Raw genomic sequence first — 26,860 nt, 5'->3', positions numbered from 1 at the left:
TCGACTTGCGGATAAATGTAAAAAACTCGTGAATAAAGTGACCAAACTTTTGGATTGGAGGCTTAAACTTCAGGATTCAAAGCATGATTTGTGGATTGGGCGCAAAGCAAGCTTAGTTGAGGCCAACTATAGCGTGTGCACCCGTTAGCACGATAGCCACATAACGCACAAAAAAGACGACTCTTTCTCAAGAGTCGCCTTCACACAACTAGGATGGCTGTTTTTCTAGATTTTTTAATTCATTTGTCCATTTTGTAAAGCTGTCATAATCCTTTTGGTCTAGTGCGGCATCGATCTTTGCCATAATATCATTCTTACGATAGGTTTCAATCGACTTCTCTAATACCATTTCAGCCCATATGCCGTATTTTTTGTCCATGGACATGTTCTGAGGCAAGTGTGGATTCTCTTCTAATACAGAAGCGTACTCGGGCGTCAGACGTGATGCGTTAAAATTAAGTTCAAGATAGATCTCTTCTTCTTGGTTCAAGCGGATGTCGTGAAATGATTTTTCGGCATCAGTCGTTAGAACATTTTGCTTGTAAAAACGGAATGGAACTCCGTCTGTGCATTGAGTTGACATGATTATGGCCTTTGGACAATATTCAGCTTTCTCTACAAAATGTACCTTCTCCATCAGTTGGTCATCACTAACTAAATAGTTTAATAACCAAACACATTCGCGCTTCTTTAACTGATAATGATTAAGGAACCATTTGATAAAATCCTTTTTTTCAAGGACCGAAACGGTGCTGCTCATTGCAATCCCCCCATCATTCAAAAACACGTCATCTTGATACTAAATATATTCTCTCACTGCTCGTAAAATCCTTCTTCACTTCAGAAAGTTTTAAAAATCTTCCAGACGATTCAAAACATCCTCAATATCGTCTCGTTCAGGGCTTTGGTTCAACAAATTCTGCAGAATGCTCTTCGCTTTCTTCTGCTCTCCTTCCTCGATGAGGAAGTATGCATATTCTTCTAAGAACACCGGGTCCTCAGCAAACAACAGAGAAGCTTTTTCGTACCATTTTGCAGCTTCAGTATAATTCTCGGTTTCTTTATTTGCTGTAGCTAGATGCCAGTACATGAGCGGTATCTCTTCTTTCGTTTCAGCCAGAGACTTATAGAGACTGAGCAGATCTTCAAATCGTTCTTCACGAATGTACTGATCTCCTAACCGCAAGAGTGGTTCGATCCGTGTTGGATTGATTTCAAGTGCTTGTTTCACCCACTGTTCACCTTGATCAGGGTTATGGAGTTTATAAGCTAACCTTGCAGCCTGTAGATAGATGTTTTCGTTATGTTCATCTCTTTTTAATCCTTCAGAGATAACATCATACGCCTCTGTTAGAGCACCTTCTTCTTCATATGCTTCAGATAGAACGCTATAAAGGGTCGTATAATCAGGATCCATATCTTTTAGCTCTTCAAGACTTGCGATCGCTTCTTTAAACTCACCTGCTTTAAAGGCAGTTACTCCATGACCAAATAAGCTGTAAAGATCTTTATGGTGATCCAGACCTTTTCTATAGAATGGAAGTGATTCTTCAAACTTACCTGCTCTGCTTAATGCTTCGGCATATCGTAGTGTTACATCTTCTATTTCAGCTTTTTCATCAATCGCTACTTTTAATAGTGGCAAACTTGAATCAAATTTACCTTGCCGTAAATAAAAATCACCTAAAGCATAAGCAAGTACAGGATGTTTCTGGTCCTTTTGATGTGCTTCTGTAAGCTTACGTTCTGCCACTTCTGTCAGTCCAAGACTTTCATACAGGTCTGCTTGAAGAATTAGTGCTCTAAGATATTCATCATCATCTTCATTTACTTGATCTAAATACTCGATCGCTTTCTCATCCATTCCTTCATCTAAGCAGCATTCTGCAATAGAAACGAGCAGTTCGCCGTCCCCAGGGTACTTTTCTAGCAACTCATTAAAAAGGTTCATCGCTTCTGTTGTATGGCCCCAGTTCAGATAAACTTCGGCGATCTCAAACTTTTCTGGATCTAGAGCTTTTTGTTTTATTTTATCTAAGAGCGACATTCCTTTTTCTACGTCACCATGTTCAACAAGCCTTATTGCATCTTGGATTTCGTTCACTGATAAAACTCCCTTATCCCTTGTATTCTTGTGCCTATTATACACGAGATACGAGAGATTCTCCAAAACGACGAGGCTTTACTACGATAATTTCTTTACCAAACCCTTGATGAGTTTCTGGAAGATTCTTAGTAAAAACGATTTTGCCTCTTACGATTACAGCTTGTAGCGTATCACCTATTGCATCTGTACGATAGATGCAATAGTCAGCATCACTGCCTGTGAACAGACCGCCTTTTACAGGATATAGACCAAGCATTTTTAAACTTGGTAACGAGATTGGTTCAGTTTCACACAGATCATGAAAAAGAGTTGGGATGTGATGTTTGATCGATAGCTCGTTCCATTTTCTTTGCCATGTTTTTTTCAACCTCTGATCTATGTTCGCTGGAAAGGTTGGAAAGATTACAGTACCATAACTGAAATTAGCATCACTGACCCTCTCCCAGATCACATGTGTTAACTGAGCAAAATCTTTACAGATCAACTGGATGAACGGGATTTTCTGTTTTCGGCAAAAACTCATCATCTGTGGTGTGATTTTTTCTGGAGACATACTAAGACCGATGCAATAGTCTATTGAACTAGATATTAAGAGATGCCTCGCTCGCTTCAACTCTGTTTCTGCTTCATGCAGATAGTTGACTTCAGCAGAGGCTAAGAGCGTAGTCGTGCCGCTTCTAACTCTCTCGCTAAGGGTCTGTCTTACCTTTTCGATAGGCAATCTATTCAATGACATAAGAGGACTGATATGCCCAGGAATCATCTTTAAACCATGCATAGACATCTTCATCACATTCATTCTAAGAGGGCCCTGTGAGACATAGGAGATTTTTTGAGAGTCTACTAGATAAGAAAGGACAGTGTCTGTACCGAGCGATTGCAGCGGGCGCTCAATGATATATCGCATAGCTCGCCTCCTTTTTTTCTCTATAGGACAAGTTATGATAGAGATGAGAATTTTATGATAGAAAATTTAAGAGGAAACTAAAGAAGAGAACAAAAAAAGTCCTGACATGTAAGCGCTGTCAGGAAAGTTTAATATGGATAGGAGTGGAGAGAAACCATATTACATTCATTATAAATAGAGCTTATTTAAAATGCAACACTTTTTTGAAAATTATGAAAATAGCCCGATATAATTAATCATAATCGGGCTTTTGTTGTGGGTGTTTTATTTATTTACTTTCTCTACTACAGAGTCAATGTACGCACCTAAGTGTTCGATGATCTCTTTATTTTGGTCTTCTTCACCGATCGTTACTCTGATCATAGTAGGAAAACCTAATGCACTTCCTGAACGCACGATGTAACCTTTTCGTAGAAGATAATCAAACGCTTGATCAGCATCAGATTTGACGTCGAGCAGAATAAAGTTTGCTTCAGAGGGATAGTACAACAGCCCTTTTTCATCACAGAATGAATAGAACGTTTCTAGACCTTTTCTGTTCTTTTCTTTGCATTCTGAAATAAACGTATCATCTTCTAATGCCCCGATCGCTGCAGCTTGAGCGATCCGAGAAGTGTTGAAAGGCTCTCTAGCAGGCTCGATCGACTGGATGATAGAAGACTGTGCGACTCCATAACCAATTCGAAGTGCAGCTAGTCCGTGAGCTTTTGAGAACGTTCTTAGAATCACTAGATTCGGATACTTTTCCAAGTAATCTAGTGTATTTGGATAATCAGCAGCTGATACATATTCATAATAAGCTTCGTCACTTACTACGACTACATCAGACGGAACTTTTTCCATAAAGCTTACAAACTCTGACTCAGGAATATAGTTTCCTGTCGGGTTGTTCGGATTGCAAAGCCAGACGATTCTCGTTTCTTGATCGATTTCCTCGAGCATACCATCTAGATCATGATTGCCTTCGATCAGCGCAACCTCTCTCACTTCAGCTCCTTCAATGACAGCATTATGTCTGTATTGAGGAAAAGTAGGAGCGGCCATCACAGTATTCGTTTCAGGAGATAGATACGCTCGGCAAAGAATTTGTACGACTTCATCTGAGCCGTTTCCAAAAATAATCTGGTCTTGTTTCACTTGAAGTTGGTTTGAAAGTTTTTCTCTAAGCTCAGCTGAATAGCCATCTGGATATACATGAAGCTGTGAGAGCTCCTCTGTTATCTTTTCTTTCGCACGATCAGAGCATCCATAAGGGTTCTCGTTTGAAGCGAGTTTTACGATTTTCTCTAGACCTAGTTCACGCTTCACTTCTTCTACTGGTTTACCTGGTTTGTAAGGTTTTAAAGATAACAACTGCTGTTTCGGCTGCATTTTCCCACTCCTTTTTAACGACTATAGACAGGCAGCAATGACTCAATATACGTTTTAAACGTTTTAATCGCTTCCTCTCTGTTCGTTAGCAGGTCACTCTCTAGCTCCTCAATCTTTTTAACGATCGCACTGCCTACGATAAACCCATCACTGCTGCCATCAAACTGCTGGATCTGTTCTCGTGTAGACAGTCCGAACCCTACTAAGACTGGAACGCGGCTGTTTCGTTTCGCGGCTTTTAAGAAATCGTCGAGTCCCGCTCTAAACTCACTTCTGATGCCTGTTACACCTAAAGATGAGATGCAATATAAAAACCCTTCTGCCTCTCTACCGAGTCTAGCTAGCTTTTCTTCACGAGTAGTAGGTGAAACAAGCGAGATGAGAGCAAGGTTATGCTCTGAACACATCTTCTGTAGATAACCACTTTCTTCATACGGCAGATCAGGTACTAGAACCCCATCTACACCGCTGTTCTCTGCTAACTTCAGGAAACGATTTTCTCCTAATTGTAACAAAAGATTATAATAAGTAAAGATAATTACCGGAATCTTCAATCCTCTTTCACGAAGCTTTGAAACGAGCTTTACCGTTTTCTCAAGATTCATGTTTTGTGACAAACCTCTCATACCTGCTCGTTGGATAACAGGTCCATCAGCTAAAGGATCTGAGTATGGAACACCCAACTCGAGGGCGTGTGCTCCACACTCTTCTAGAGCGAGTGACAATTCAATCGTTGCTTCTTCACATGGATCACCAGCCATTATATAGGGGGTGAAGCGATAATCTGAAGAATTTTGAAAGACTTCCCATCTCTTATTCATACTCATTTCCCCCTTCTTCAAATTCCATCAATGTATGAACATCTTTATCGCCTCTTCCAGATAAACAGACGACTATTTGTTGATCTTTTTGCATTTTTTTAGCGAGCTTCAGACTATATGCTACGGCGTGTGCACTCTCTAACGCACATAGAATCCCTTCTTTCTCACATAAAAGCTTCAGAGCCTGTAACGCTTCTTCATCTGTGACTGCTTCATAAGTTACTCTTTTCGTCTCATGCAGGTAAGCATGTTCCGGTCCTATTCCTGGATAATCGAGTCCTGCTGAGATCGAGTATGGTTCTGTAATCTGTCCTTCACTCGTTTGAAGAAGCTTTGTCAACGAACCGTGAATCACACCATTGGAACCTTTAGATAACGTTGCTGCATGCTTAGTCGTCTCTACACCCATTCCTGCAGCCTCTATTCCATATAGGGGTACATCTTTCTCAATAAACGGTGCGAACATGCCGATCGCATTACTGCCGCCGCCTACACATGCAACAACAGCATCAGGAAGCTTTCCTTGTTGGATCTCTTTAAACTGACTCTCTGTCTCATGACCGATCACCTGCTGAAATTGTTTGACCATCTTCGGGTATGGATAAGGTCCTACAGCTGATCCGATGAGATAAAATGTGTCTTCGACCGCAGCAACCCATTCCCGGATCGCCTCATTAGTAGCATCTTTTAATGTTTGGCTGCCACTCGTTACCTCGATCACTTCAGCTCCTAACAGTTTCATGCGAAACACATTTAAAGCTTGTCTTCTTATATCTTCTTTTCCCATATAAACTTTACAAGATAATCCGTACTTCGCTGCTACAGTCGCTGCTGCTACGCCATGCTGACCCGCTCCAGTTTCAGCGATGATCTTTTTCTTTCCCATCCTTACAGCCAAGAGCGCCTGCCCGATGGCGTTATTGATCTTATGTGCCCCTGTATGGTTTAGGTCTTCTCTTTTTAAGTAGATGGATGCTCCACCGTTCGACTCACTCAGTCGATCTGCTTTTGTTAACGGAGTCGGACGTCCTGAATAAATCGCGAGTTCTTTTTGGAAAAGCTCATTAAATTCTTGATCTTGGATGGCTTCGTTGAAAGCTGTCTCAAGCTCTTCAAGTGCAAACATGATTGTTTCTGGTACGTATTTTCCGCCGAACACTCCATATCTTCCTCTATGATCAGGTACTGTTGCTGTAGTCATCTCATAATCATCCTTTCGAGAGTTTCTATCTTTTGTGAGCTTTTTTTTCCGTTTTCTTCGATACCACCACTTAGATCGATTCCGTGCGGGTTTAAGGCTACTAGTTCTGCAACATTGTCTGGTCTGATTCCACCTGCTATAAAACAAGTGACCCCTAAAGCATCTGCTTTTCTCATCATGTTAGGAACTTCTTTCCACGAAAAAGGAATACCGGTTCCTCCGAACTGACCTTGAGATACAGAATCTACGATTAGACTATCTGCTACTTTTCCGTATAACTCTATTTCTTTCAAAATATGTTCACTAAAAGGAAGTGCTTTATAGATTTCTTTGTTGCTGTGATCTCTTATTTCCTTGAGCTGATCAACCGTTTCAGTTCCGTGACATTGGATGATGTCTATCGGAACGGTACTGATGACATCGTTGATTCTTTGTAGGCTTGCGTTCTGAAAAACACCAACGAGCTTTTTTGGCTTTCCGTATTTCTGAATCCAGCTGTTCACTTTCGTAGGATCGACTTCTCTTCTACTTTCAGCGAATATGAATCCGATCAGATCTGCTTTTGATTCTATGAGCAGCTTATAGTCCTCTTCAGACTGACAGCCACAATATTTAATTCGAACAGTCATGATAAAGCTCTCTTATCTTATTTTCTATAGAGTCCGCTCTCATCAAAGTTTCTCCGATCAACATTCCGTTCACTTGGTGATCGAACAGGCTTTTAACATCTGAAGCTGTTTTGATGCCACTCTCACTGATCACAAGTGTTTCGTTTTTAATAGATGAAAGAAGAGAAAAGGTATGTTCGATATCTGTTGTGAACGTTTTAAGGTCACGATTGTTTATCCCGATCATAGAAGGATTGCAAACGTCGTAAACTTGCTGGATCTCTTGTTGTGAATGAACTTCCACCAAGCACTCTAGCCCGCATTCTGTTGCTAGTGCGTGAAGCGTTCCTAAACGATCGCTTGTTAAGCAAGCGGCAATTAGAAGAATCGCATCTGCTCCGTTCTCTACACTCTCGATGATCTGCTTTTCATCTATGATGAAATCCTTTCTTAATAGAGGTAGTGAAACATGATTGCGAATATCCTTTAAATATTGAAGGTCTCCTTGAAAGAACTCTGTGTCCGTTAAGATGGATAAGCAAGATGCTCCTGCTTGTTCATATTCCACAGCGATCTCGACAGGATTGAAATTTTCTTTAATGATCCCTTTGGATGGCGAAGCTTTTTTCACTTCTGCGATCAACGCTGGCCTTGATAAAGAGTTTGCAATCTTATAAGCAAAAGGTCGATGATCTTTATCAGTAAAGTCCAGCTCACCTTTTATAAATGAAGGAAGAATAGCTACTTCTTTTTCTTTTTGTTTCAATATTTTAGTTAACATGTGCATTCGCCTCTTCTTTCGTCATTTCTTCAAGATGATCATGTGCAGATTTTGATTGTAGACTTTGTTTGATGATCTCCACTCCATCTCGAATACTTGGGACTCGTTTTGATGCAAAAAGAGCGGCAGCAGCGTTCAAGATGACGATGTTTCGTGCTGATTCGTTTCCTTCCCCTTGTAGGATGGAACGTATGAGTTCAGCACTTTCTTTTTTGTTTGTTACGGTTAGATCATTTAAATTTCCTTGAGGCAACCCTGCTTCTTCAGGTGTGTAGTTGAACGTATTAATCGTGTTGTTCTCCACTAAATACATCCGTGTCTCGCCAGTGATCGAACATTCATCCAATCCATCTTTACCTGTAACGATCAATGCTCGTTTGATTCCGAGCTTCTGAATCACTTTAGCAAGCTTTTCTGCAACTTCTTCATTGCTCGCTCCAATCAGCTGATAAGCAGGCGCCATCGGGTTTAACAATGGACCGATACAATTGAAGATCGTTCGAAATGGAAGCTGCCCTCTCAACGATGCTACTTTTTTAAGTGCCGGATGAAAATATGGTGCGTGCAGAAACGCGATGTCGTGTTTATTCAATTGTGAGTTCGCTTCAAAGTGGTTGCTGGCTGCTACGATACCTAGAGCTTCTAACACATCAGAGCTACCACTTTTTGAAGTGACTGCTTTGTTACCATGCTTGGCTACCTTTACACCTAGAGAAGCGAGTATGATACTAACTGCTGTAGAGATGTTAAATGTCGATGCTCCATCACCGCCAGTCCCACACGTGTCCATGAGCTCACCGTGCTGGGATGAATCTGCCGCTCTAGAAAGCTTTCTGATCGCTTTAACAAATCCAACGATCTCATCGATCGTCTCGCCGCGAAAGCTCATGATGCTTAAAACAGAACTTCCTTGCGCATCTGTTACATCACCATTCGCTAATTTCTCCATAAAATAAAAAGCTTCATCTTCGGTTAATGTTTCGTGTTTCATTATTTTTTGAATGATATTTGAAATCATATGAACACCCCTTAATCGTTTTAGTTGTTTTGTCTACAAACAAAAACGTTCAAGGAGGGATCGGATGGGATATGATCATATCTGCACCTCCGCTTTATACGGAGAATGAGGGGGATTTAAGAGGTCGATCTGTACGGGAACATGTACATCCTTCTTTTAAGAAGCATATAAAAAAGCCATGCAGAAATAACCCGCATGGCATATGTACATATCCATTCTCGGCTCTGCTCCACTCAAACTCTCTCAACTTGTCTCAACTAGGCTCTAAACTCTAAACTAATGGGCACAATTACTTGTGCTCTAAACTTATCAGTTACATTAAACCATTCTAGGAAATCTGTCAACAGATTTACATGGTTCTATTTTTGTTTTTTAACTCATTTTTCGATAAAAGAACGGTTCTACCGATACCAAGTCGTATAATCCTGGATTGAAGATTTGCTCGGTACTTCCTACGAACAGAACACCGCCTTTTCCAAGGGCTCTGCTGAATTTTTGATACAGAACAGTTTTGGCTTCTTCCGTAAAATAGATCATCACGTTCCGACAAACGATCAGATCATAATCAGATTCAAAACGATCAGAAAGCAAGTTCTGTTTCTTAAACGTCACATGTTTTTTGATCGAATCTGTAACACTGATACCGAGTTCCTCTTTAGTTGTATATCGTGCTATTTTATCGCTCGGAACATCTTTGATCGCTTTTTCAAAATAAAACCCTTTTTTTGCTTGCTCTAACACTTGTTGATCTAAGTCTGTTGCAAGGATCGAAAACTTTGATAAGCCTTTTTTGTAATCGGATAACAACATCGATAGGCTGTATGGCTCTTCTCCTGTGGAGCAAGCTGCACTCCACACTTTTAACGATGACTTGTCTTCAACTAATAGAGGAATGATTTTTTTCTCTAGTGCATCCCAACGAGCAGGATTTCGGTAGAATTCAGAAACGTTGATGGTCATACGGTCTAAAAATTCAAGAAGCAATTCTGGATTTTTCGTGAGTGCACGAAAGTATTCAGAAAACGTTGTAAATCCACGCTTGTCCCTTAGTGCAATGAGTCTGCGTTTCATCTGCGCTTCCTTGTATAGGGAAAGATCTATTCCTGTTTGATCATAAATGCTCTGTTTAAAGCTTTCGTAGTCCGCGTCCATATATTTCTCTCCCATTCACTTCTGCTATCCATATTTAGTCTATGTATGTATAATATCGGATCGAAATTTAAATTGTTGCGTTATCGGAGCGACATCATTCAAATGTCGACTCGCTGATTTAAAACGAAAACTCGCCGGAATATCTATAAAACTCGCCGGATTAATTATGATTCTCGCTGGATTATTGCAAAATCTCGCTGGATTAACTTAAAAACTCGGGGGATTACTTTAAAAATTTGTTGTAAGGAGTTGGGAAATACCTAATAGACGATAGATTTTAGTGTTAAAACTAAATTATTTAACTTACAACCTCAAAATCTGGCTTCTCTCGTTTATTTTAGTAACGACTAGAGCAATCTCACCCAACTTTTCTTCACTTTCACCGCATAAATGAAAAAAACCGGCACACAGGCCGGTTAAAACGCTTTCATTTCCATGTAAAATTAAATCCAAACCGCTACTGCTTTATCATAAGAAACAAGTTCTTCTTCTTTGAAGAAAAGACCGATCTCACGGACAGCGCTTTCAGCAGAGTCAGAACCATGGATAATATTGTTGCTTACTTGTACAGCATAATCTCCGCGGATTGAACCAGGAGCAGCTTCAGAAGGGTTCGTTTTGCCCATCATGTTACGAGCTGTTAAAATAACGTCCTTACCTTCCCAAACCATAGCAAATACTGGACCAGAAGTAATAAAATCAACAAGTTCGCCGAAGAACGGACGCTCTTTGTGCTCACCATAATGTTCTTTTGCAAGATCTTCAGAAATGTTCATTAGTTTAGCACCAACAAGTTGAAAACCTTTCTTCTCAAAACGGGATACGATTTCTCCGATTAACGCACGTTGAACACCATCAGGTTTTACCATTAAAAACGTTTTTTCCATGCATTCCCTCTCCTATCATCTATGTATATGTGGGACAAGTTCCCCAGAGAAATCGTACCAAAAATTTTAAAAATTAGCAATCACTCAAAATTTTCGACCAGCGATATAATCTGCTACTTTTAACAAACTATCTCTGGCATCCGTTTCAGGCAAAGACTCGGCAGCCATTTTAGCGCGCTTCAAATATTTATCAGATATCTTCGTCGCGTAATCAATTCCACCTAACTCTTTGATATCTTTTAACAGTTCTGCAAGCTGCGCGGGCTCTCTTGATTCATAATAAGCATCCAGCTTCTCTTTCATCTCTGGATACTGATAGATCGTGTACAGCACAGGCAATGTTAAGTTACCTTGCTTCAGATCACTGCCCGCCGGCTTACCGAGCTGTTTTTCAGAAGCGGTAAAGTCTAAGATATCGTCTGTAATCTGAAAAGCCATCCCTACAGAGAAACCAAAATCGTACAGTTTCTTTTGCAGAGAAACATCTGCTTTTGACGTAATCGCTCCAAGCTGACAGCTCAGCGCGATTAAAAGTGCGGTTTTTCGTTTGATTCGTTTGAAGTATTTTCGAATGTTTTGATCCGTATCATACTGCTCGTTGATCTGTTCGATCTCCCCAAGACACATCTCTTTCATGCCTTGTGCCAAAATCTGATGCGCACGCGGAATTTCGATCTCAGACATTAGTTTTAAAGCGGATGCGAAAATAAAATCGCCCGTATACATGGCAATCTTGTTATCGTATTTTGCTTTTACTGTTTTTCTGCCACGTCTCATATCCGCATCATCCACTACATCATCATGAACGAGGGAAGCCATATGAATCAGTTCAAGAGCTGCAGCTGGCTTTTTCACTTGGTGAATGTTATATGTGCCGAACTGAGCGGAAAGCAGAACAAACACAGGGCGGATTCTCTTTCCCCCTGCTTTTAAAAGTTCAGCTCCTGCCGTATGAATCTGTTTCTGATCGGAACGAACGGATTCTACGAGCTGATCTTCAATCTGCTGCAAGTCTTTTTTTAGAAATGAGTATAAGTCCTTTAACTTCACTTTTGTTTCACCCTATCGCCCGTTACTTATACGAATATTTAATGATTGAGGGCATTGTATTTAACAATCCGCACTCTACAGCTAGCTGAAAATAAAGGTTGAGTCCCTTTTCATGTTCGCCACTAAATTGATAATTTAATCCATTAAAATAGGAATTCCAGAACTGAAAAGTGCCTCCATGTTCTGTTATCACTCGCTCGATGACTGGAACAAAATTTTCTCTCTGACATCTTTCTTTGCTCTCTATCATACTTTTTCCCACATACGATAACAGCGCACCTTGTTCAGTTTCCATTTCATTTCGATACGCCATCACGGCAAAGATCATCGGTAACCCAGTCTGTTGATACCAGATCTCTCCAAGATCATAAACGTGATAAGAGCCTCGTTTACGGTTCGCACTTATCGCATCGTCCCCGATCAGGAGGCATGCATCATACGCGTTCAGCATGGATTCAAAATTCGGTGTTTCTGTCTGGTACGTAACCTCAACACCATAAAAACGGTCTAAGATGATTTTTAATAGAGCCACCGATGTTTCTGAGCTAGATGTTAATGCAATTCTCTTTCCGTCCAACTCTTCGATTTTATACTTTGAAAAAAGAAAGATAGAGTTTACTTTTCCGAACGAAGAAACCGAAAGATCTGGGACTAAGCTGTAGTTCAGAGCGTTCTTTCCATATGAAAACGAAGAGATGCCTCCAATGTCGACCAGCTGTTTCTCCATTAAAGCGTTAACTCGTGATGGAACCGCTTGTGTAATCGTCGCACCTTGCTCCATCAGTCGCTCTCTATCTAAATAAAAGTAAAGGGGTATGATGTTCGTGTAGCTGATTTCCCCGATGTTCATAATCTATCAGTCTCCCCAGCGTGTAAACAATTCGTGATGTACACCTAAGTTATCTAACACTTTACCTACCAAGAAGTTCACTAGATCATCCATTGACTTCGGCAGATGATAAAAACCAGGCATCGCAGGAACAATCTTTCCTCCTGCTTCTGTTACTTTTAACATGTTTTCAAGGTGAATCTTGTGAAGCGGTGTCTCTCTTGGGACTAAGATCAGTTTTCTGCTCTCTTTCAGCATAACATCTGCCGTACGTTCTAACAGGTTTCCTGATGCACCATGAGCGATTCCAGAAAGAGTTCCCATCGAACAAGGAATGATAACCATTCCGTTGTTCTGATACGAACCGCTTGCGATCGGCGCGTTAAAGTCGCGAAGCGTGTGATAATGAAGACGATCTTTACCATATGTAGCAAAATTCTCTTCGATACAGCGTTCACGGTCCTCTGTATCCCACAATAATTCTTCTCTAAACACTTGCCAACCTGCTTCAGTTACAACAAGATGTAGCTTGTGTCCGCTTTTTAATATCTCTTGAGCAAGTCTTACTCCGTAAACAGCTCCACTCGCTCCCGTTATTCCGATTGTAAAAGTTTTCATATCAACAGATCTCCTACTGAAAAGATAAACATGACCACACTCAATACACCGTTCATCGTAAAGAAGGCAACATCCAGTTTAGACAGATCATGAGGTTTAACGAGTGAATGCTCATACACCATGATCCCACCAGATATGAACACACCTAAATAATAGATCCAGCCCATCCCTGATACAACGCCAAGTGAGACAAACGCTATGAAACTAGCAACATGCAGCCATCTAGCAGTCAAGAGACCATTAGCGATACCAAACGCAGAAGGAATGGAATACAGCCCATGCGACTTGTCATACTCTGCATCTTGTGTGGCATAGATCACGTCAAACCCAGCTGTCCAAAATAATACCCCTACAAATAGTAAAAAGGCTTCCGGACTTAATGTTCCGGTTGCACCAACCCAACCGCCTAGTGGCGCGATAGCGATCGTCACACCTAAGACGATATGACACAAATACGTGAAACGCTTCGTATACGAATAGATAACAAGAAAAAAGACCGCAAGCGGCAAGAGCTTCACGGATAGCGCATTTAATTGATAAGCACTTACGAATAATAAAGCTAGTGAGATCAGTATAAAAAGATAAACTTCGCCTCTTTTTAAAAGCTTAGCTGGTATCGCTCTTGTTTTCGTCCTAGGATTCGCTCCATCAATCTCTGAATCTATCGCACGGTTTAAAGCCATAGCAGAACTTCGTGCCCCGACCATAGCGAGAGTGATCCAAACCCATTCCATCAAGGATGGAACGGTTCCCTCTTCAACGAGGTTTCCCATGATCGCTCCAAGAAATGCAAACGGTAGAGCAAAGATGGTATGTTCAAACTTTATCATTTCTAAAATTATTTTAATTTTATTCCACACACTGCAACGCTCTCTTCTATTGCTGTTTTTTCCCTGTATGCATGGCGGCAGCACCTAAAGCATACGATTTAACCTCAACGTTTGATAAACCTGCTTGTATAAAAAGTTGTTTCAGTTCTTCTTTTGTTAAAAAAGCTTCTGTTGATTCTTGAAGCCACGCGTATTCTTGGTAACTTTTAGCAAACAACTTACCGAATACCGGCATGATGTACTTAAAATAAAGTTTAAAGAGCTGTTTGAACACCGGAACCGTCGGATGAGAAGTCTCTAAGCATACGACTCTACCGCCTGGCTTCACAACGCGAGCCATCTCTTTTAGTGTTTGGAGATAATCGGGAACGTTTCTAAGCCCAAAACCGATCGTAACGAAGTCAAAGCTGTTATCTTCAAACGGAAGCTCCATCGCGTTCCCATGGATAAAGCTGACTCCAGGAGTTCGGCGCTTCCTTAACTTTTCGATCCCAACGTTTAACATGTTCTGACTGAAATCGAGGCCTACTACTTTCCCCTCTGCACCAACTTTTTCAGCAAGAGCGAACGTCCATTCACCTGTTCCGCAACAAACATCTAGACATTGGTTTCCAGGCTGTACTTTCATTCTTTTCATCGTATCTTTACGCCATTTACTATGCTGTTTAAAAGAGATCAGATCGTTCATATAGTCATATTGATCAGATATCTTTTCAAATACAGAGTGAACCCGTTCTTCTTTACTCAACATCGGATTAACCCTCTCCTAACATTAAGTCATTTTTGCTAGCATCTACCATGTTGTATCCTTCTCTATGAAGCAACAGCGGCATTTTCACTTCTTTATTCTTTAGTTCCGTCTCGCATGTCTCGAGATAGTTCAACTGTTCTTCACTTAATCTTCTTCTCGTATCAAGACTGTGATATCGTGACACAGTTAGGTACCTTTCAATAAACGGGATATATGTATAGAGACCAAACGATTCAGCGGCTTTTGTTAATAAAAGACTGTCGATCTTCTGTATGGCTTTTAAATATTCTACACTCGTGGTTGAAAACTTGTCCTTGCTATGAATATGCAGATCAGCCTTTAGTTCGTTAATTTCCTGAACCGCACTCGATAACTTTGAGATCAGGTCTAAATTTTCACAGTGAGATAAAAGTAAGTAGTATAGACTGCTAAAATAATCGCCAGACAATACAACAAGCTGACGGTTCTTTTTGTTCTTATTGATCTGCTCTTCCAAAATGTCATCATGACGGTCCAATGCAGACTGAATGAGAGTAATCGAACTGAAGTACTCTGCTTCTACAGCTTCATCCAATTCTAGTTCACGCAAAAGACAGTACGTGATGAATACTTTGGATTCATTAAATACTGGAGGTTGGATATATCGTTCTACATAACTGTGCTGCATCAATAAAAGTGTATGCTGTTTTAAACGTTGAATCTGTTCCAAGGTGCTCATCAAATCCCTCCAATGACACAGCAAAATTGTGCTTTCTTATTATAACATAGTCGCCAAAATTATTAGGATTCAACCTCTTTAAAAGACATAAAGAAAACTAGGCTTATCTTTAGCCCAGCTTTTTGACACATGTACCGCCGAAAGTAATCTTTACGATTCTGTATCTACTTCTCCGTGTTTCGTGTAGATCACAGCTTTCCCTCTTACTTTTACAGCTGAAGTATGCTCTGTGAACTGAGCGATCATCACTTCACCTTTATCAAGCTTTTCAGAATGGTGAAATCTTGTTTCTGTACCACGAGTTAAGCCGATCACGTTTACACCGTTCTCCTTCGCTTTGATCACGAAAAAATCAAATTCTGATTTCATGAAGTTACCTCCTTAGTTTCTGATTAAACTTAATACTTCTGCACGAGCTGCAGGATCTTTTTCAAAAACGCCACGCACTGCTGAAGTAACCGTCATAGAGCCCGGTTTTTTAACACCACGCATCGTCATGCACATATGCTCTGCTTCGATCACAACGATCACACCATGAGGTTCTAGAGTTTCTAGCAAGCTGTTCGCAATCGTCGATGTGATTCTTTCTTGAAGTTGAGGTCGTTTTGTAACAGCTTCCACAGCTCTAGCAAGCTTGCTTAATCCTGTTACTTTACCTCCTTTAGGTATGTATCCGATATGCGCTTTTCCGAAGAAAGGTACGAGATGATGCTCACACATGGAGTAGAAAGGAATGTCTTTTACAAGCACTAACTCTTCATGATCTTCTCCAAAAATAGTAGCAAAGTGCTCTTTAGGATCTTGGTTCAATCCTTGGAATACTTCTTCATACATTTTTGCAACACGTTTTGGTGTATCTATTAAACCCTCTCGCTCAGGGTCTTCACCTATCGCTTCTAATATCATTTTTACCGCTAACTCAATTTTTTCTTTTTGAACTTCTGCCACGCCGGTTGTCCTCCAATTCCATTCACACAATAGAAAAATTTTAGCATAATGAAGAGAGAATAGCAAAAAGAGAAAACCCTTACGCCGTGTGCGGAGTGGATCTAGGGAGTCATAACATGAGTTGCCGATAAAACGGAATTGTTGTCGATATATTTCAATTGTTGCTGATATAATCTTGTTTTTGTCGATATATTCTATTTTTTGCCGATATCATGTTAATTCTTGCCGATATCCGGTTTCGCCCTTCCCACTTCGAATAATCCATATAAAAAAGACCGTGAACGGATTCACGGTCTTTTTAAGTTGCCCTATGTATCATTTATTTAACAGCGTCCTTAAGGGCTTTCCCTGGTTTGAAAGCAGGAACTTTGCTAGCAGAGATCTCGATCTCTTGACCAGTTTGTGGGTTGCGGCCTTTACGAGCTGCACGCTCACGAACTTCAAAGTTACCAAATCCGATAAGTTGAACCTTATCACCGCTTTGTAGTGTACCAGTGATTGCTTCGAAAACAGCGTCAACTGCTTTAGATGCATCTTTCTTAGAAAGCTCAGCTTGCTCAGATACTGCATTGATTAGATCAGTCTTGTTCATTCCATTCACCTCCTCTCAAGGTACTATTCACCATCATTCAACTTTTGAATCATGATTCCTTCATTTATGTAATATACAAGATTTTACTAATTATATCTGTGACAAGCCTTATATTATACGATTACATTGAGAAATTCAATCTTTTTTAGGCGTTTTTCGCTATTCAACCCTTAAAATTCCTTATTTTTTGACCTTTTTTTACAAAAAATATGCCCTCTCGAGGTAATAAAGTCACTCTCTTAGCACAGGTCATTTGTTCTAGTCAAACAAACAAAAAAAAAGACTCCTGATGATAGGAGTCCATACGTTATAAAATAATGGCAATCAAACCGCCTGAACCTTCATTTATAATACGTTCTAATGTCTCTTTTAATTTATATCTTGCATTCTCTGGCATCAGTGAAATCTTACCTTGAATTCCTTCTCTTACGATAGAATTTAGCGATCTTCCAAAGATATCAGAATTCCAGATTGATAGCGGATCTTCTTCAAAGTCTTGCATCAAGTATCTAAGCATCTCTTCACTTTGTTTTTCCGTACCGATAATCGGCGCAAACTCTGATTCTACATCTACTTTAATCATATGAATGGAAGGTGCGATCGCCTTCAGTCTTACACCGAATCGAGATCCTTGACGGATGATCTCAGGCTCATCGAGGCTCATATCCGTAATAGCTGGTGCCGCAATTCCATATCCTGTTTGCTTAACCATTCTTAGCGCATCTGCCACTTGATCATACTCGGTCTTAGCGTATGCAAATTCTTGCATCAGCTGAAGCAAGTGGTCTTTGCCTCGAATCTCAACGCCCACCACTTCTTTTAAGATCTGGTCGTACAGGTAATCAGGTGCGAACAAGTCGATCTCAGCGATCCCTTGCCCCATTTCGATTCCTGCGAGTCTTGCGTCATCGATAAAATCATAGTCAGCGAAGAATCCAACAACCTTATCTACATCACGCAGACGTTTGATGTCTTGAACCGTTTCTCTTACTGCTTCTTCATAGCTTTCACGCAGCCAATGGTTCTCACGAAGGACCATTACCCAGCTAGGAAGGTTAACATTGACCTCAAGCACCGGAAACTCGTATAAAGCTTCTCTTAACACGTTATTAATATCATGCTCCGTCATCGCTTCAACACTCATTGCAAGTACAGGAATATCGTATTTTTCACAAAGCTCGTTGCGAAGTTTCTGCGTGTCTGGATGGTGCGGCTGTGTAGAGTTGATCAGCATGATAAACGGCTTTCCAACTTCTTTCAGCTCTTCAACCACTCGTTCTTCTGATTCCACATAATCATATCTTGGAATCTCACCGATCGTTCCATCCGTTGTTACGACAACTCCAAGCGTGGAATGTTCTTGAATCACTTTTCGAGTACCGATCTCAGCGGCTTCATGAAACGGAATCGGTTCATCATACCATGGCGTATGAATCATTCTTGGGCCGTTTTCATCTTCGTACCCTTTTGCACTCGGCACCGCATAACCTACTGAATCAACGAGACGTATGTTAACATCTAGCCCATCACCTACATTGATCTTCACCGCATTGTTTGGAACAAATTTGGGCTCAGTGGTCATAATGGTGCGTCCAGCTGCACTCTGCGGTAATTCATCTTGAGCACGTTGGCGTTCTGCTTCATTCTCAATGTTCGGCAGCACCACAAGCTCCATAAACTTCTTAATAAATGTGGACTTCCCTGTTCTAACTGCTCCTACTACACCCAAGTAGATATCTCCGCCTGTCCGTTCGGCGATATCTTTGAAAATATCGATTTTCTCCATTCATTTCCCTCCCGATCCAAATAAAGTTCCGGATGCTAGTCTTGGACAATACATCGTATGATTTTGTCCTATTGATTATGACAAAGGAACGGAAATTTTTATTGGATCCTCGCTTTTCTCGGTTGTATAGTTCCATAAAAACGGGAGGGCGCACTTGAGTGCCTACCGATGAAACTATAAAGCTTGTTTCGTTAAAAGGATTTCCAAAAAAAATCTCTCCGCCTTTTCTATGAATGTATTAGAAAAAGGGAGAGTTCATGCCTATTTTATTAAAAAAATAGGTTTATTATTTTCAACTGTATATGGAACGGAATAGACAGGCACAAAAAACGAATGAACGGCTAGTAGGTGACGTATGTCTTCGTGTTTGTCCAATTCATCCTGGTAGCTTGTGATCACTGCATTTAGATCTTTTCTGTAATCTATAAATATCTTTGCATCACCATTGACCATAAATGGCAGTTTCTTCCCTGTAAAAGGACTTGTGACGTATGGATCTTCCTTAAAACCTAACTTCTTAAAATCAAGAGTATGCCTTCCTTGAGCTTCTATCTTTTTAAATGGCGGGTAGTCGTGCTCGGCCATATAGATATTTAAAGCAACCTGAATATCTTGAACCTTATCTGTTAAAACAAGGTCTGCAAGCTTGACCGTCGGCTTTGTCTCTACATCGATCAACACATACTGAAAGGTTCCACCCTTCTCAAAAGCATTGCCTGGAGGTTCTTGCATATATTTTGGAACTAGTTTATTAAAGTCGATCAAGTATTTTTGATAGATATCTGTATCTGCCTCTTTTGTCTTGATCGGCAGAACACCCGTATCTTTTTGAAAGCTCTCAACGGCTTGCTGAACCGCTGAAATCTGATCTTGATAAGGAACTCGGTTCTGCGTTTTTCTTTCTTCCGGATACAAACATCCTGAAAGTGTGAATAAAATTAAACATAAAGGAATCCACCATTTTTTAGACATATTGACTTCCTCCTCTAACCTTGTACAGGTCCGCTGAACACAACGATGATGATTAGAATACCTGCCACGATCATGCAGATCCACGCGAATAGTGAAACGACCGTCTGAAAGATTCCAGATAATTTCGCTCGACTAAACATGATAGAGAAAACAGCAACAAACATTAAACCGATGGCTGATAGAGCCACCCACATTTTCAACAAACCTTCACTCATATGTATCCTCCTTGTCCACAGCGTACATTATAGCATAATTCTTGGTATTTCCTTTACTTTTTCGGAAGATGAATTCTGACAGAGACTAGACTTGTTTATTGATCATAGAAACTTGATCCTCAAGATTACGCGTGACGATTTTGTGTTTATTGTTGGACTTGAAGGCATGGGCTTTTCGTTTCATTTTTTGAAGGTATCCGGCAAATCTTCGATTACTTCTTTGACAAGTTGATTGGAGTGGAAGGTGCGTGCCTCCTGCGGGACAGGTGGGCAGGTGAGACACTTATACGTAATACGTACGAATGTGGCTCACCGCCTGCCCCGCGGAAAGCGAGCAACCTGGAACGGAAATCAACTACCTTCGAAACATCAAAGAAATAGCCAATATAAATTTAAAAAACCAAACAAAAAAACACCCGGGCATGACCGGGTGTTCGACTAAATACTTCCTGTACTGAAGGAACACTTCCATGATTTTAGGTGCTAATCCACTTTATCCAATTTTTAAATTGAGCCTACTTACCTTCAAACATTTTAGATAATGTTGCTAAGTCGAGAGGTATGTTATTGTTAAGAACAGCTTGAACGATCTGATCTTCTTTTTGTTTCGAAACTGCTACTCCAGCCATAGAAGATACTTGGGAAATCAGCATACGAATCGTGCGCTCGTCACGAAGATTTGACCCGCTTACGGATTGAGCAAGTTTAAAAATATCATCCTTTTTCACACTTGTTTTCTTCTCGATCTTATCAAAAAAGTGTTGTTCACGTTCCACCTGAAGTCCTCCTCCCACTTCCTTTTCACCTTATCGTATGCAGGGAGATTGGAAGCGTGAAAGAAAAAAAGGCGAATGCCTAAAATTTTTTAGACATTCGCCTATCGACTTTGTATGTTTAGCTCTTTAAAGAAGATACATCTTCTACTTCATGTGTACGAGAACGCTGCATCAGATCGTCAACAGCCTGTTTTGCACCTTTGTTGTTGAACAATACATCGTACAGCACTTGTGTGATGGGCATCTCCACTTCTTCACGTTTACTCAATTCGTACGCTGCTTGTGTGGTTCTAACGCCTTCAACAACCATGCCCATGTTCTCAAGAACATCTTCCAGCTTCATACCTTTACCGAGCATATTTCCAGCACGCCAGTTACGGCTATGAACACTCGTACACGTTACGATCAAATCTCCAATTCCTGTAAGACCTGAGAAAGTTAGAGGATTCGCACCCATATGTGTACCAAGTCGAGCGATCTCAGCCAGACCTCTCGTGATTAAAGCTGCCTTCGCATTATCTCCATAACCTAATCCATCAGAAAGTCCAGCACCTAGAGCGATGATGTTCTTTAAAGCACCACCAAGCTCCACACCGACAACATCAGGATTCGTGTAGACACGGAAATTTTGATTAATAAAAAGATCTTGTACTTTTTCAGCCGCCTTCATGTTTACTGAAGATACCGTAACAGTGGTCGGCTGCCTTAAAGATACCTCTTCTGCATGACTTGGACCTGAAAGAACGACTACAGAATCCAAAACATTCTCAGGAAGCTCTTCTTCTATGATTTCAGAAATACGTTTATATGTACCAGGCTCGATGCCTTTAGAAGCATGAACGATTGTAACAGGAGAGCTCAATTCTTTTTTTAATAATCCAAGTACTTCTCTCATCGCTTTTGTAGGCGTGACGAGTACGATCGTGTCCGCTTCTTTCACACATTCGTTCAACTGAGTTGTTGCTTGGATGTTTTCAGGGAGTTCAACGCCAGGCAAATATTTTTCATTCTTATGATCGTTGTTGATCTCATGGACCTGATCTTCTCTACGTCCCCATAGAGAAACGTTATGACCGTTGTCAGCCAAAACGATGGCAAGGGCAGTTCCCCAACTTCCAGCACCTAAAACAGCAACATTATCCATACGTGTCACACTCCACTATTAAATTTTACGTTCATTCCTATTCCAGATCCTTACTATATTTCCACGATGCTTCCAGATTGAAACAATTGAAAGAACGAAGCTTGCTACTACTGCTTCTAGTGACAGATTAAATTGGTACAACATGAAAAATGGAGTAAGAATTAAAAAAACAATAGAACCTAATGAAACAAATCTGGATATCCAAATGGTTATGATCGCGATAACACCTGCTATAAGTGACGGCAAGAATGCAATCGCAGAAAAGACACCGATCGCTGTAGCCACGCCTTTCCCGCCTTTAAATCCATAAAAGACGGGATAGTTGTGACCGATTACGGCTATCAGACCGCACAGAACTGCAATGAAGGATGAATCCGCGAACCATAAGGCAACCGAGACAACTAAAATACCCTTTAAGCAGTCTAAAAGTAAAACGGCGATCGCCGGTTTCTTTCCTAACACCCTAAGCGTATTCGTTGCACCGGCGTTACCACTTCCATGATTCCTAATATCTTCATTTCTCAATACTTTAGTCAGCAAATAACTGAAACTAACACTTCCGATCAAGTAAGAAATAACGAAGAGTACGATCGTCATCATGGAAGATTAGTCGTTTTTCTTTCTAGCAAAGATTTTAATCGGTGTCCCAACAAAACCGAACGTTTCACGAATACGGTTCTCTAGAAAACGTTTGTATGAGAAGTGGAAAAGCTCTGGATCATTAACAAAGATTACAAACGTTGGTGGTTTTGAAGCCACTTGCGTCGCATAGTTGATCTTCAGTCTTTTTCCGTTATCCATTGGTGCTGGGTTCATCGCAACAGCATCCATGATCACTTCATTCAAGATGTTCGTTTGAACACGAAGTGAGTGATTTTCTGCAACCTGATTGATTACAGGATACAACTGATGAAGACGCTGCTTTGTTAATGCAGATACGAAAACGATCGGCGCATAAGAAAGGTATAAGAAATGATCACGAATCTTTTGCTCAAATTTTTGCATCGTCTTATCGTCTTTTTCAACAGCATCCCATTTATTGACGACGATCACTACTGCTTTACCCGCTTCGTGAGCAAAACCAGCGACTTTCTTATCTTGTTCAATGATTCCTTCTTCAGCATCGATGACCATAAGGACAACATCGGAACGTTCGATCGCTTTCATCGCACGCATTACGCTATATTTTTCAGTTGTTTCATATACTTTTCCGCGCTTTCTCATACCAGCCGTATCGATGATTACATACTTCTGATCTTCACGCTCAAAACTCGAATCGATCGCATCTCTCGTTGTTCCAGCAATATTACTTACAATAACTCGTTCTTTACCTAAGATGGCATTCACAAGAGAAGATTTTCCTACGTTCGGTCGTCCGATCAAAGAAAAGTAGATCGTATCGTCTTCTTTTTCCTCAACAACTGTTTCAGGGAAATGACTTACCACTTGGTCTAAAAGATCCCCAAGACCGATACCATGTGTACCTGATACACCGATCGGCTCGCCCATTCCTAAGCTATAGAACTCATATAACAATTCTTTACGTTCCGGGTTATCGATCTTATTCACACCTAATACAACAGGCTTTTTAGATCGAAACAGCATCTTTGCTACTTCTTCATCAGCAGCTGTAATTCCGTTCATTCCATCTACAAGGAATAGAATAACATCCGCTTCTTCAATCGCAAGTTCTGCTTGTTCTTTCATCTGACTCATAAATGGTGCGTCACTGATTTCGATACCGCCTGTGTCAATTAAGTTGAATTCTGTGTTCAACCACTCTGCTGAGCTATAAATACGGTCACGCGTTACACCTGGCATATCTTCTACGATCGAGATACGATCTCCGGCAATTCTGTTAAAAATAGTAGATTTTCCTACGTTTGGCCTTCCTACTATGGCTAAAACTGGTTTCGTCATGTAGACACTTCCCTTTTTTCCTGATCAAGTCAATCATCAAATTTTCTTTTTTTATATGCTCTATCATTTTCTTGTAATTAGACAAGTCCACTTATTTTAGCAAATTACTTATGGTTTAGACAACTGATTCTCTTCTAAATCTGCTTCGCTGAAGTAACCCTTTTGAAAGCTGTTCGTCTTATTTTTTTGAACATATCTACCAATACTACCATAAATAAGAGCATCATAGAAGTTGAGGCAAACAAATCCAATACATATAAAGATCCGATCTCGACTTTTCCAACAAGCCTAAGAATGATAAATTGATAAGCGGCATCACCGATAAAAAGACCGATGGCGATCAAACTGAAAAGATCTTTTTTACTTCTTGCTAACGTAATCGTTAAAAGTGTCAGGAATATGAGGAGCATTATTTTCTTGTTTAAAAACAGTTTTACGGGGTCGTATAGAGCAAAAAGTTCGATCGAGACATAAGCCGTAGCCACAATAAAACTGCTAGTAACGAAAAAAAAGAGCTGATGACTAAATCTGATCACATGAATCAATCCGATCAACAAGAAGAATGCAAATGCAGCATTCATGCTTCCTACTGAAAAATAAAGATCTATACCGGACAATATGATTCCGAACAACGTTATAAGTACACATTGATTTCTTAACTTTCCTTTACGCATAAGAAAGGTAGAAACAACCCAGCTTATCCACATGAACCAATAAAAAAGTATGCCATCGTTCATCTCATTCACCTCGATAGCATTATTGCCACAATATGTACCCTTCTAATCGCAAGAAAAAACAGCTCTCGATGAGAATCATCGAGAGCTGTAACTTCATTTGTCTTATTTGTAACCTTTTAGCTGATCACCGATCATATCCGCTAATGAAAAACCTTTTTCTTCTTTCGGAAGGTTTTCTTTCAGGTTCGCTTTTTCCTTTTCATCTTGAACGGCTTTCATACTCAAGCTCATTCTCTTATCTTGACTGTTCACTTCAAGAACTTTTACAGAGACTTGCTGACCTTCTTTAACAACCTCACTCGGATTTCCGATATGACGGTTCGCTAATTCTGAAATGTGAACCAAGCCTTCAATACCTGGTGCCACTTCCACGAATGCACCAAACGCAACGATGCGCTTAACCGTACCTTCAATAACACTTCCAGCTTGGATAGACGAACTTGCTTCTTCCCAAGGACCAGGCTGTGTTTCTTTTATCGACAATGAAATTCTGTCATTATCACGGTCAACAGATAGAACTTTTACTTTTACTGTCTGACCTTCGCTAAGAACCTCTGAAGGGTTATCAACACGGTTATGAGATAGCTGTGAAACATGGACTAATCCATCAACACCGCCAATATCTACGAAAGCACCAAAGTCAGTCAAACGCTGTACTTTACCTTCAATGATTTCGCCTGGTGCTAAACGGTCTAAAATCTCTTGTTTCTTTGCTACCGCAGCTTCTTCCGTTACTGCACGATGAGATAAGATAACACGACCTTTTTCTGCATCGAGCTCAACGATTTTCACAGATAGTGTTTTCCCTTTATAATCTGAAAAATCTTCCACGAAGTGAGACTCGACCATGGAAGCTGGAATGAACGCTCTCACGCCAAGGTCTACCACTAGTCCACCTTTTACTACATCGTGAACCACGACTTCAAACGTTTCTTTTGAATCAAACTTGTCTTGTAGTTCACTCCATGATTTTTCAGTGTCCACAGCTTTCTTTGAAACAAGAAGCTTGTCCTCTGTATGAGAAAGTACTTTAACCGTGATTTGATCTCCTTCATTCAACACGTCACTTACCTTTTCAATGAAAAGACTTGATACTTCATTAATCGGTAAAAACGCATCTTGCTTAGCGCTGATATCCACTAACGCGTGTTTGTCTTCCACTTTTAGTACAGTACCTTTAATGATTTCACCTTTTTCAGCCATAGAAGCATTTGTTAAACTTGTGCTCATTTCGTCTGTCATGTTCGTGACCTCCTCAAAAATTAGAAAAGTAATTTATTGAACTTTCGGTATGAAAGAACATTAACATCGATCATGGAGTTGTTTTGCAAAAGTAGCACTGGTGAAAGTATGATTTCCGTTTCAGGTCGCTCGCTTTCCTGGGGGTGTGCGGTGAGCCTCCTAGCGCTATGCGCTTTTAGGAGTCTCACCTGGCCCACTGATTCCCTAGGAGTCTCGCACCTTACACTTCAATCAATATTCAAAGAAGTTTACAAAACAACTCAAAGTTCATCTTTAAAGATAAGTAAGTAATTTAGTTATTCATGCTCTTTTTTTAACTGAGCTATATGTTTCATTATAAGCTCTGTCGCTTCTTTTGCGGAAGCTTTTTGCTCCCGAAAATGTGTAAAGTCGATTGGTTTACCGAATACGACTTTCAGTTTTTTTCCTTTTTGGTACTCTCCAACGATCGCACAAGGAACGATGTGAGCATCTGATTTAAGAGCAAAGAAACCGGCTCCCGCTAGGCCTTCTCCGATCTCTCCCGTTTTTGAGCGGGTTCCTTCTGGAAACAATCCTACAACTTTTCCCTCTTTTAAAAGGTTCATCCCTGTTTTTAATGCCGTTTTGTCGCTCATCCCGCGCTTTACAGGAAATGCGTTGATCTTCGGAAGGATATGTTTTAAAACCGGTACCGAAAAGAGCTCTGCTTTTGCCATGAAATGCACATCTCGTGGTGAAGCGACCCCTACAAGCGGTGGATCGTAGTTGTGGATATGATTGGAACAAAGAAGTATGCCTCCTGTTTTCGGCACATTTTCTGCTCCAACAATTTCTGGCTTATATGTTCCTTTAAAATATGTCCCACATAGCCATTTTCCGAAAGAATAAAGCATCATT

The 26,860-nt window shown here is 40.5% G+C and carries 30 protein-coding genes; all 30 read right to left on the bottom strand.

The features are described 5' to 3' along the window. Nucleotides 1–208 precede the first annotated feature (208 nt). On the bottom strand, nucleotides 209–760 hold the full coding sequence (locus ACOZ9X_RS06460) for a ReoY family proteolytic degradation factor (protein WP_066395641.1): 552 nt from the start codon (nucleotides 758–760) through the stop codon (nucleotides 209–211). A 90-nt stretch (nucleotides 761–850) separates the two neighbouring features. Then, nucleotides 851–2,104 (bottom strand): tetratricopeptide repeat protein, encoded by a 1,254-nt coding sequence (locus ACOZ9X_RS06455; protein ID WP_423417449.1) that lies wholly within the window; start codon nucleotides 2,102–2,104, stop codon nucleotides 851–853. Between the two features lie 37 nt (nucleotides 2,105–2,141). Further along, on the bottom strand, nucleotides 2,142–3,014 hold the full coding sequence (locus tag ACOZ9X_RS06450; RefSeq protein ID WP_423417448.1) for a hypothetical protein: 873 nt from the start codon (nucleotides 3,012–3,014) through the stop codon (nucleotides 2,142–2,144). Nucleotides 3,015–3,278: 264 nt separating this feature from the next. Further along, a complete protein-coding gene (gene hisC, locus ACOZ9X_RS06445) occupies nucleotides 3,279–4,385 on the bottom strand; it encodes a histidinol-phosphate transaminase (protein WP_423417447.1) in 1,107 nt (368 codons plus the stop codon). Nucleotides 4,386–4,399: 14 nt separating this feature from the next. Further along, nucleotides 4,400–5,206 carry a tryptophan synthase subunit alpha gene (gene trpA, locus ACOZ9X_RS06440; RefSeq protein ID WP_423417446.1) on the bottom strand — a complete coding sequence of 269 codons (807 nt, stop codon included), beginning with the start codon at nucleotides 5,204–5,206 and terminating at the stop codon, nucleotides 4,400–4,402. Next, nucleotides 5,199–6,407: a tryptophan synthase subunit beta gene (gene trpB, locus ACOZ9X_RS06435; protein WP_423417445.1), complete on the bottom strand. Its 1,209-nt coding sequence runs from the start codon at nucleotides 6,405–6,407 to the stop codon at nucleotides 5,199–5,201. Before trpB ends, trpA begins: the two co-directional genes overlap by 8 nt. After that, nucleotides 6,404–7,036, bottom strand: a complete 633-nt coding sequence (locus ACOZ9X_RS06430; protein WP_423417444.1) for a phosphoribosylanthranilate isomerase — start codon at nucleotides 7,034–7,036, stop codon at nucleotides 6,404–6,406. The genes trpB and ACOZ9X_RS06430 overlap by 4 nt, the downstream gene beginning before the upstream one ends. Beyond that, nucleotides 7,020–7,796 carry an indole-3-glycerol phosphate synthase TrpC gene (trpC, locus tag ACOZ9X_RS06425; RefSeq protein WP_423417443.1) on the bottom strand — a complete coding sequence of 259 codons (777 nt, stop codon included), beginning with the start codon at nucleotides 7,794–7,796 and terminating at the stop codon, nucleotides 7,020–7,022. The genes ACOZ9X_RS06430 and trpC overlap by 17 nt, the downstream gene beginning before the upstream one ends. Continuing rightward, entirely contained in the window at nucleotides 7,786–8,814 is a 1,029-nt protein-coding gene (gene trpD, locus ACOZ9X_RS06420; protein WP_423417442.1) for an anthranilate phosphoribosyltransferase, read from the bottom strand. The genes trpC and trpD overlap by 11 nt, the downstream gene beginning before the upstream one ends. Before the next feature lie 372 nt (nucleotides 8,815–9,186). Beyond that, complete coding sequence (locus ACOZ9X_RS06415; RefSeq protein ID WP_423417441.1) at nucleotides 9,187–9,966, bottom strand: CheR family methyltransferase; 780 nt, start codon at nucleotides 9,964–9,966, stop codon at nucleotides 9,187–9,189. A 443-nt stretch (nucleotides 9,967–10,409) separates the two neighbouring features. Continuing rightward, nucleotides 10,410–10,853: a nucleoside-diphosphate kinase gene (gene ndk / locus ACOZ9X_RS06410; protein WP_066395665.1), complete on the bottom strand. Its 444-nt coding sequence runs from the start codon at nucleotides 10,851–10,853 to the stop codon at nucleotides 10,410–10,412. A gap of 84 nt (nucleotides 10,854–10,937) precedes the next feature. Then, on the bottom strand, nucleotides 10,938–11,903 hold the full coding sequence (locus ACOZ9X_RS06405; RefSeq protein ID WP_423417440.1) for a polyprenyl synthetase family protein: 966 nt from the start codon (nucleotides 11,901–11,903) through the stop codon (nucleotides 10,938–10,940). A gap of 22 nt (nucleotides 11,904–11,925) precedes the next feature. Further along, nucleotides 11,926–12,753, bottom strand: a complete 828-nt coding sequence (locus ACOZ9X_RS06400) for a menaquinone biosynthetic enzyme MqnA/MqnD family protein (protein WP_423417439.1) — start codon at nucleotides 12,751–12,753, stop codon at nucleotides 11,926–11,928. A 6-nt stretch (nucleotides 12,754–12,759) separates the two neighbouring features. Next, nucleotides 12,760–13,350: a UbiX family flavin prenyltransferase gene (locus ACOZ9X_RS06395; protein ID WP_423417438.1), complete on the bottom strand. Its 591-nt coding sequence runs from the start codon at nucleotides 13,348–13,350 to the stop codon at nucleotides 12,760–12,762. Then, nucleotides 13,347–14,180 (bottom strand): UbiA-like polyprenyltransferase, encoded by an 834-nt coding sequence (locus ACOZ9X_RS06390; protein ID WP_423418234.1) that lies wholly within the window; start codon nucleotides 14,178–14,180, stop codon nucleotides 13,347–13,349. Before ACOZ9X_RS06390 ends, ACOZ9X_RS06395 begins: the two co-directional genes overlap by 4 nt. Nucleotides 14,181–14,226: 46 nt before the next feature. Further along, entirely contained in the window at nucleotides 14,227–14,931 is a 705-nt protein-coding gene (locus ACOZ9X_RS06385; protein ID WP_423417437.1) for a demethylmenaquinone methyltransferase, read from the bottom strand. A 4-nt stretch (nucleotides 14,932–14,935) separates the two neighbouring features. After that, on the bottom strand, nucleotides 14,936–15,649 hold the full coding sequence (locus ACOZ9X_RS06380) for a heptaprenyl diphosphate synthase component 1 (RefSeq protein WP_423417436.1): 714 nt from the start codon (nucleotides 15,647–15,649) through the stop codon (nucleotides 14,936–14,938). A 150-nt stretch (nucleotides 15,650–15,799) separates the two neighbouring features. Continuing rightward, nucleotides 15,800–16,018, bottom strand: a complete 219-nt coding sequence (gene mtrB, locus ACOZ9X_RS06375) for a trp RNA-binding attenuation protein MtrB (protein WP_066241872.1) — start codon at nucleotides 16,016–16,018, stop codon at nucleotides 15,800–15,802. Nucleotides 16,019–16,030: 12 nt separating this feature from the next. Beyond that, nucleotides 16,031–16,597 (bottom strand): GTP cyclohydrolase I FolE, encoded by a 567-nt coding sequence (gene folE / locus ACOZ9X_RS06370; RefSeq protein ID WP_197130680.1) that lies wholly within the window; start codon nucleotides 16,595–16,597, stop codon nucleotides 16,031–16,033. Nucleotides 16,598–16,916: 319 nt separating this feature from the next. Further along, nucleotides 16,917–17,189, bottom strand: a complete 273-nt coding sequence (locus ACOZ9X_RS06365; protein ID WP_066241877.1) for an HU family DNA-binding protein — start codon at nucleotides 17,187–17,189, stop codon at nucleotides 16,917–16,919. Between the two features lie 307 nt (nucleotides 17,190–17,496). Beyond that, nucleotides 17,497–18,975 (bottom strand): stage IV sporulation protein A, encoded by a 1,479-nt coding sequence (gene spoIVA / locus ACOZ9X_RS06360; protein WP_423417435.1) that lies wholly within the window; start codon nucleotides 18,973–18,975, stop codon nucleotides 17,497–17,499. 261 nt (nucleotides 18,976–19,236) lie between these two features. Further along, on the bottom strand, nucleotides 19,237–19,947 hold the full coding sequence (locus ACOZ9X_RS06355) for a hypothetical protein (RefSeq protein WP_423417434.1): 711 nt from the start codon (nucleotides 19,945–19,947) through the stop codon (nucleotides 19,237–19,239). Between the two features lie 14 nt (nucleotides 19,948–19,961). Further along, entirely contained in the window at nucleotides 19,962–20,162 is a 201-nt protein-coding gene (locus ACOZ9X_RS06350; protein WP_144699359.1) for a DUF2768 domain-containing protein, read from the bottom strand. Nucleotides 20,163–20,677: 515 nt separating this feature from the next. Further along, nucleotides 20,678–20,938: a stage VI sporulation protein F gene (locus tag ACOZ9X_RS06345; protein ID WP_066395705.1), complete on the bottom strand. Its 261-nt coding sequence runs from the start codon at nucleotides 20,936–20,938 to the stop codon at nucleotides 20,678–20,680. 118 nt (nucleotides 20,939–21,056) lie between these two features. Further along, nucleotides 21,057–22,082, bottom strand: coding sequence for an NAD(P)H-dependent glycerol-3-phosphate dehydrogenase (locus ACOZ9X_RS06340; RefSeq protein ID WP_423417433.1), 1,026 nt, complete (start codon nucleotides 22,080–22,082; stop codon nucleotides 21,057–21,059). Nucleotides 22,083–22,100: 18 nt separating this feature from the next. Then, nucleotides 22,101–22,682, bottom strand: coding sequence for a glycerol-3-phosphate 1-O-acyltransferase PlsY (gene plsY, locus ACOZ9X_RS06335; protein ID WP_423417432.1), 582 nt, complete (start codon nucleotides 22,680–22,682; stop codon nucleotides 22,101–22,103). A 6-nt stretch (nucleotides 22,683–22,688) separates the two neighbouring features. Beyond that, the gene (der, locus tag ACOZ9X_RS06330; protein WP_191753964.1) at nucleotides 22,689–24,002 is read right to left on the bottom strand and encodes a ribosome biogenesis GTPase Der; all 1,314 of its coding nucleotides are present in this window, start codon (nucleotides 24,000–24,002) and stop codon (nucleotides 22,689–22,691) included. A 134-nt stretch (nucleotides 24,003–24,136) separates the two neighbouring features. Further along, nucleotides 24,137–24,739 (bottom strand): YphA family membrane protein, encoded by a 603-nt coding sequence (locus ACOZ9X_RS06325; protein WP_423417431.1) that lies wholly within the window; start codon nucleotides 24,737–24,739, stop codon nucleotides 24,137–24,139. Nucleotides 24,740–24,841: 102 nt separating this feature from the next. After that, the gene (gene rpsA, locus ACOZ9X_RS06320; RefSeq protein ID WP_423417430.1) at nucleotides 24,842–25,981 is read right to left on the bottom strand and encodes a 30S ribosomal protein S1; all 1,140 of its coding nucleotides are present in this window, start codon (nucleotides 25,979–25,981) and stop codon (nucleotides 24,842–24,844) included. A 296-nt stretch (nucleotides 25,982–26,277) separates the two neighbouring features. After that, nucleotides 26,278–26,859, bottom strand: coding sequence for a lysophospholipid acyltransferase family protein (locus ACOZ9X_RS06315; protein ID WP_197221219.1), 582 nt, complete (start codon nucleotides 26,857–26,859; stop codon nucleotides 26,278–26,280). Between the last annotated feature and the right edge of the window lies 1 nt (nucleotide 26,860).

It is taken from the genome of Fictibacillus nanhaiensis, assembly GCF_049537595.1.
GTDB classification, from domain to species: Bacteria; Bacillota; Bacilli; order Bacillales; family Fictibacillaceae; genus Fictibacillus; species Fictibacillus nanhaiensis_F.
Note: the sequence above shows the minus strand (reverse complement) of the source record. Positions and strands in the feature narration are given on the sequence as shown.